Genomic DNA, 5,959 nt, shown 5'->3' with positions numbered 1-5,959 from the left:
TAGGCATTAGGCAATAGGTAATAGGCATTAGGCAATAGGCAATAGGTAATAGGCAATAAGCATTAGGCATTAGGCAAAAGTGTAAAAATGGTTTTTAGTAACAAAAGACATTTTTTAGCATAAGGCCTACAGCCTACAGCCTATAGCCTACAGCCTACATACAGCCTAATGCTCAAAAATAATTTTTTATTTTACGAATTAACTTAACCTAACTTAACTCTTTGGTTATGATGCTTCTTGTAATAAATACTTCTTGTTCTAAATCATGGATTATTTGAGAGTGATAAGTCTCATCAAACTCTTTTCGAGCTTCTAGTTTTTCTGCCAAAGAGGCTAATTCCTCAAAACCACTCGATAACGCGGTGCCTTTTAGTTTGTGAGCCAAAGACTTAATTCCTCTGATATTCTTTTGTTGATATAAATCATTCAACTCGCTCATAAACTCTTGTAATTGATTATCTGCAATTTCTAATAATTGCACCATAAAGACTGGGTCATTTCCGAGTCGTTCTAGCAAATCGGTTTTGTTGAAGTGTGTTTTCTCATGAGGATTAAGCAAAAATTCTTCTTTAGCTAAAAGTGTTTCTTGATTTGGCTCAAGGTTTAGCCATGTGACTAAGGCTGTTTCCAAGGCACCTTTTACAATTGGTTTGGCAATATAATCGTTCATCCCAGCTTCCAAACACTTTTCTCTTTCTCCTTTGACTGTTCCTGCCGTTAGGGCGATAATTGGGGTTTGGGTACGGCCATTTTCATACGCTCTAATGAGCTTTGAAGCTTCGTAGCCGCTCATTACAGGCATCTGAATATCCATCAAAATGAGGTCTATCCAATTGAGTTTAAATAAATCTACTGCAATTTTACCATTTTCGGCCTCCAACAGTTCTGCTTGAGGTAAAAGTCCTTTTACAATTGTTTTGGCAAGCATCATATTCACGGGGTTGTCTTCCACGATTAGCACTTTTAGAGCTTCTTTCGTTAAATAAGGCAGGCTTTCCGAGCTTTCTGAATCGATGGTATTGACACTATCTAACTGAGAAAGCGCATTGAATAAGGAGTTGATTCCGAGGGGCTTCATCAACCTTTGTTTTACTTTATATTTCTTGCAAGCTTCAATAATCTCTTGATTGTCGGATGAGCTACATAAAAGTAAAATGTCTTGCTTGTCGGGAGTATAGTCTGATAGTTTTCTGATATGTTTGATGCTTTCCAAACCATCCATGTATGGCATGTGATAGTCCATCAGGATGAGGTCGTATTTACGTCCTTCTTTCAAGAAATCTAATGCCTGAATTCCGTTTTCGGCTTGGTCTGAGGCAATCGACTTAATGGCCAGCATGTCTTTTAGGATATGTCGGTTATTGGCATTATCGTCTACAATCAATACTTTTTGTAGTTTCTCAAGGTTTTCCCATTGGAGAGGTTCTCCCTGTTCTGCTTTTACGATTATCTCAAAATAAAAGGTACTTCCAAATCCTTTTTGGCTATGGAGTTGCAATTTACTTTCCATTAAGCCTAATAGTTTGTTGGATATGGTTAAGCCCAGGCCTGTACCTCCAAACTTGCGAGTGGTAGACTCATCTTCTTGAGAAAAAGCATTGAAAATTTTTGTTTGATTCGATTCGTCTATACCGATACCTGTGTCGCGAACAGCGAATGTAAATAACCATTCGTCTTCGTTGTAGGTTTTTTGGGCTTCTACTTTCAACTCTACTTCGCCTTGAGACGTAAACTTAACGGCATTGCCTAATAGATTAACAAGTATTTGACGTAATCGAACGGGATCGGTCCAGATAAATCTTGGGATATCATTCGAAATATTTAGTAAAACTTCAAGCTTTTTACTGTCAGCCTGAAAGGCAATCATGCTGATGATTTGATTACCTAAATCAAAAATGTCAGTTTTTTCGATGGATAATTCTAGCTTTCCTGCTTCTATTTTTGAGAAATCGAGAATATCGTTAATAATATCTAACAGCGAATGTGCCGATTGCGAAACCGTCGACATATACTTACGTTGTGTTTCTTCGAGCTTGGTTTTCATCAACAAGTCAGAAAATCCGATAATTCCATTGAGGGGCGTACGGATTTCGTGGCTCATATTGGCCAAAAATTCAGACTTGGCTCTTGCGGCTTGCTCTGCAAGTTCTTTTGAGTTTCGAAGCGAAAAGGCAAATCGATAGCTTAGGATTAAATTTTGGAAAAAGATAAAACCCAAATATCCCATCGAAAAATAAATCGGATAATACTCAATAATTTGATAATGACCAAGTATACTCAGACTAATAGCAAGTCCAAAAAAGGCAAGACTCAGTATTGCATAAATTGAGCCTTGTCGTTTATTAAGGAAAGCCCTAAACACGGTGAGAATATTGTATCCCACAAAGACTAAAACCAAGTAATAAAAGAGATTAGCACTATAGGTAAATACATAGACAGGTGCTATGAGCATCATTACGAAAAAGGCTAAACTAACCCCCGCCATAAAGTAGATAAATAGGTCGCCTGTTTCGGCTGGATATAATTTTCTTAAAAATAAACTAAAAATAAATATTCCCAAAAACATAGCTCCATACTCGAAATGGATTGTCAAATGCCAATCCAAATTTGGGAACAAGTGATGAAGAAAATAAAGATTGTCGACCCCAATTATCCGATATACAAAAAACAAACAGAAAATACCGAAGTAAAGCACTTCTTTTTCGTGCTGTCCCATAAAATAAAGCCCCAAAAACAATAAGCCTCCCATTACGAGTATACCTGTGAGTAACATATCAGAGGCCAACTCCAACTCACGTTCGTTGTATACACGTGAAGGAGTACCCACCTTAATTGCTCGGGAAGCCCCTCCCTTATAATGATCAAAATTGGCAATTTGAATCACCAAGTCGAGTGTGTCTTTGGTAACTGGATATACCTGTACTTGAGGCAACCAATGCGGTTTATAATGTCGTATATCTTGGCCAACGATACCATTGTGAGCAAGTTCCGTATTATTAATCCAAAAACGATAACTAGAGTACACTGAGGGGAGCGAAAAGGCTAAAACAGGATTTTTTTGAGCATTAACTATCAGCTGCGTGTGATAGGTGGCATAGCCAAACGCTTTATTGGAATCGTGTAATTGCTGGTGGTCGTTCCAAACCTTGTTGAATTCAACAAAATAGTCTGGTTTGTGTTGTTTTACTTGAGATAAAGTATAAAGTTTTTTCCAATAAAAAGCCCACTCTCCATTCAGCGAAATAGGAGCGTGTTCATTAAGATTTACACTTCTCAAATCTTCTTGTCCTGAGTTTATAGCGTAAATTTTGTCAAAAATAGTAAGTATGCAAATCGTAAGTACTAATCTCCTGAGAATAGAGTTATACTTAGTTTTCCTACTCAAGAACTTCATAGTCGCTTGGTTAGATTGTTTTTTAATTTACTAAAGTAAAAAGAAGTAATGAGTTTAGCGTATATCAGTTATTGAAATGTATTTATAATCAAAAGATTACAAACAAAATGTGCTACAGATATATTGGTAATTTAATATTTTCTTTTCTACTAAAGTAATCGTGCAAAATTAGATCTAAGTTGTTTGTTTAGGCACTAGGCAAAGTGTTTTAAAATCTTTTAATCACTACATACATGTTGTGTCCAAAGTCCACCGCCGAAAGCTCAAAACTTATTTCATACTCAGATTAAATATAAAGTAATGGTTACGGATGAGTCAAAAGTGCTCCCTTTATTTCTGCAATTGTATTGTAAAATACGTCGTTTATATGATATAAACTAATTTCGTGCCAATATTTTGTAGGCTGAGGTTTGAAAAACATCAATTAATATGAGAAACTGCGGTGTATTATTTTCAAATAATCTAGGTGTCAAAACAATCGATTTCAAATTTTAATCCACTTTTACAAGAGCTGTAGTTACCACTTGAGCCATTGCTTCAGCCGAATCACAACTTACCAAGTGTCGGAACGGATGGAGTAAATGTTCTCCATAAAAATTTTCTATTTCGGCCTGATAGTTCATACTATAGATACTATTGCAAAGCCAGAGCTGAAAATGTTTTTTTCGAACATCAAATAACACGATTGGATTAATCTGATTGGGTTGTTGCTCAAAACAAATTAGCATAAGTGGATGGTCCAAAAGTCCCAAACCGTTGAGGGATGGCACCAAGTTGGCATCAAAATACTCATAATGATATACGGCGCTAATTTGCCCAGTCTGCTCAATCAAAGCCTGTAGCTCAGCCAAGCGTTGCTGGATTTCTACTAGTGGGGTGTTTTGAGCTGAAAAAGTTGAAATTGGATACCATTGGCTATCTCTATAATCAAGAAACTCAAGTGCCGTTTTGGCAAGATCTAACTTGTAATCAAACAACTTGTATCCAGGTACAAAATACCCAGGGTAAAAGAAGGTCAGTCCTCGTTTGATACAGAAATCCATTTTCAAAAACATAAGGTATTTTCCCAAGCTATGTTTTTTGTAATCGGGATCATAGAAGCACGAAATTCCTGCACAACTCTCGAGTCCTAAATCAAAAAAACCTGTTGCAATCAGCTTTTCTTGGTCGTATACATTAACTTCATAGGCATTGAAGATATCTCTTTTGCTGTTGTTGAAGAGTAATTGCTCTAACGAAGTGGATGTTTCGAAGGTGATATGACTTCGATATTTATCAAATAGCGTTTCCTGAATGGGTTTGATTTTGGCAGGTTGTATCTCCACCTCAAACTTACTATTAAGCTTATAAAGTTTGTTTTTAGTGTTAGGAAATTCGGCCTCGTGCAGGTTAATTCTCAGCCACAGCGCGCTATAAAATACGTGATTAAATTTTAAGAAGTTTGTGGTAAAAATACTTTGCCCCATTCTAAACCACCCATCGGCCAAATAATGGTCAAGCTCTTGTGGATCAATGAATAAGGGGTTTTCTATTTCTGCAAACATCTTTAAATAATAGTCGTTAAAAAACAAAATTAAGGATTTTACTCTAAAAACTCATCATGCCACTATAGTAAGAAAAGTATTGGCTAGGTATTTTATACAAAATAATGCAGTTTTCGAAACCTTTCCCTAGCCAATAACCCTCTCTGAGTCTACTGTAATGCTTGTCCTTCAAACTCAATGCCATCCCAACCAAACTCCATAAAGTTGCGAATGTTTTGGTGGTCGGTACCTTCTGGGTTCAATAATACGTCGTTGCGATAAAACGCACCAAAGCAGGCTAATGTTTCAGCTTTATTCAAATCATTGAGTTTAGCAAAAGAAAATACTTTGCATGAGCCAGAATTTTGTCCTGCTTCATTAACGGTATTTCCGTTTCTAAATTTTGTTGGAGTAAAAGCGTAGTTGGCGTCAATTACTGCGATAACTTCCTGAAATTCGATATCATCAGGAGCGGTTTTAATTTTACTAAGTAAAGAATTAACAGACATGATTCATTTGTTTTTGGTGTGAAGATAAAATATGAAAACAAGAAATGCTATTTACAAAACAAATCTTAGGGTATAAGATGCACAAGAATTAAAACCAAATAAAATTCAGTAAGGAGGCTTTCAGCATTCAGTAAAAACCTATCTATAGTTACCCAAAAACAATTTAACACTCTTTGCCTCGTGCCTGTAGCCTAGTCTCTAAACACAAAACTTAAATCTAATTCTACACGATTAACTAAAGAGACGTTATTAGTTACCAGTATATCAGTTATTTTAATATATTAATAATCAAAAGGTTATCCTCAATTTTTGCCTTTGAGATACTAGTGATTTAATCTTTCCTTCTACTTACCTAAGTTAATAGGCAAAATAAAATTTGAGATTGTGCTTAGGCTTTCAGATAATGGCGTTCGGCGGTGGGCTTTTTAAAAAAAGCATAGCTGTGGTTATTAAAAAGCATTTTAACACTCTTTGCCTTGTGCCTGTTGCCTAAAACACAAAACTTAAACCTAATTCTACACGATTACCTAAGT

Annotated in this window: 3 protein-coding genes; all 3 read right to left on the bottom strand. The window is 36.0% G+C overall.

All coding sequences use genetic code 11. From position 1 onward, the window contains the following. Positions 1 to 208: 208 nt before the first annotated feature. On the bottom strand, positions 209 to 3,385 hold the full coding sequence (locus ACOVQ4_RS08745; RefSeq protein ID WP_421820269.1) for a response regulator: 3,177 nt from the start codon (positions 3,383 to 3,385) through the stop codon (positions 209 to 211). A gap of 500 nt (positions 3,386 to 3,885) precedes the next feature. After that, on the bottom strand, positions 3,886 to 4,938 hold the full coding sequence (locus ACOVQ4_RS08740; RefSeq protein WP_421820268.1) for an arginyl-tRNA--protein arginylyltransferase: 1,053 nt from the start codon (positions 4,936 to 4,938) through the stop codon (positions 3,886 to 3,888). Positions 4,939 to 5,087: 149 nt separating this feature from the next. Beyond that, positions 5,088 to 5,426 (bottom strand): HopJ type III effector protein, encoded by a 339-nt coding sequence (locus tag ACOVQ4_RS08735; protein WP_421820267.1) that lies wholly within the window; start codon positions 5,424 to 5,426, stop codon positions 5,088 to 5,090. Between the last annotated feature and the right edge of the window lie 533 nt (positions 5,427 to 5,959).

Origin of the sequence: Flectobacillus sp., from assembly GCF_049240685.1 — a bacterium.
In the GTDB taxonomy this organism is placed as follows: Bacteria; Bacteroidota; Bacteroidia; order Cytophagales; family Spirosomataceae; genus Flectobacillus.
The sequence above is the reverse complement of the archived record's forward strand: the minus strand, read 5'-3'. Positions and strand labels throughout refer to the sequence as shown.